This window comes from Rhodococcus sp. 06-418-5, assembly GCF_002258285.1.
GTDB lineage: Bacteria > Actinomycetota > Actinomycetes > Mycobacteriales > Mycobacteriaceae > Rhodococcoides.
Genome location: NZ_NOYE01000038.1, coordinates 1 through 1,224 on the forward strand (window position 1 = coordinate 1; position 1,224 = coordinate 1,224).

The 1,224-nt window shown below is 66.4% G+C and carries 2 protein-coding genes; both read left to right on the top strand.

What is annotated here, in order from left to right; genetic code table 11:
• The first annotated feature begins 199 nt into the window (after positions 1-199).
• Positions 200-988 carry a hypothetical protein gene (locus CH274_RS29000; protein WP_143546656.1) on the top strand — a complete coding sequence of 263 codons (789 nt, stop codon included), beginning with the start codon at positions 200-202 and terminating at the stop codon, positions 986-988.
• A gap of 36 nt (positions 989-1,024) precedes the next feature.
• Positions 1,025-1,224, top strand: a 200-nt coding sequence (locus CH274_RS29545; protein ID WP_218829250.1) for a hypothetical protein, incomplete at its 3' end; no start/stop codon positions are given.

Below are 1,224 nucleotides of genomic sequence, written 5' to 3' on the forward strand. Positions count from 1 at the left end.
GCCCCCGGGTGTACGGCGTGCTCTGTGAATGGTTCGGTTCGGCCGGAGTGTCGAGCCCGGGTCGCTGGCGGGCAGACCGAGGGCAGAGCTGTGCCGTGTGCCCCGGCCGACGGGAGTGTGGGTATAGAACAGCGCTGCGGCGGAGGTCAGTGATTGCGTCCGTCGCTGGTTGTCGCCGCCGTCGGGTACAGGTGAGGATGTGTCTGCGCCTGGAGTGGTCGCTGCGTTGTTCGTCGCCGGCGGTAGTCCAGGTGTCGGCGGGACCGTCCTGGGCTGCTCGGGTCGATCCGAAGCAGAAGGAGTTCGGGTTCGATCGGGTGCAGTGCTGGGCGGCATCGGTGTCGGTGCAGGTGCCGGATCCGGTGTTCGAGGTGGTTCTCCGGTCGGGACGGGTGTCGAACTCGATGTGCCGACCGCACCTCGTGCCGATGCTGCATGCACGACTGCTGGATCTGAGTCACGGTCGGGATCTGTTTCCGGGTCGGACGCAGATCCCGCCGCTGTCGGTGGTGCTGATGCGGGCGAGGGCGAGGGCGAGGGCGAAGGTGAGAGTGAGGGCGAGGTGGTCGTGTTCGTTACCGGCGTGCTGGTCGGAGATGGCGAGGGTGTCGGCGATGCAGCGGTGACGGATCCGTTCGCCGGTTCCACCTCCGGGGCAGTGGTCGCATCGGTGTCGACGTCGACGGGAGCACCTGTGGTCGTGCAAGTTTCGGTCTCGGTCTCGGTCTCGGTCTCGGACTCGGACTCGGGCTCCGGGTTGCTGTCGGTGCGGCTGTGGGTCTCGGTAGCGCTTGTTCCCGACGCGGTGTTTGTCCCTGAGTCGGCGTCCGTGTCAGTGTCCGTGTCCGCTGTCGCTCCCGACCCCGAGTCCTGTTCCTGCGTCTGCTTTTTCGGTGTGCGTTCCCATTCCCCCGTTTCCGGGTTCTGCACGGCCAGTCCGAGTTTCTCGGCGAGGGTGACTGCGTCGGTGAGCAGGATCTGCCACTGACTGCTGCGCGCCAACTCCCGAGCGAGGTCAGGATCGATGGAACCGTGCCCGGCCAGATACGCCGGGTTCGCAAGCAACCCGATCAGGGTGGCGATGTCGACGGTGACCATCGTCAACGGCACCCGCCGATCGGGCAACACCGCATCCTTCTTCGGGCAGTCCTCCCGTCGGCACAAGCATTCCAAGCGGGGTTCGCCGTGCATGCGGGCCATGAACGCATCGCACAGGCGTTCCTT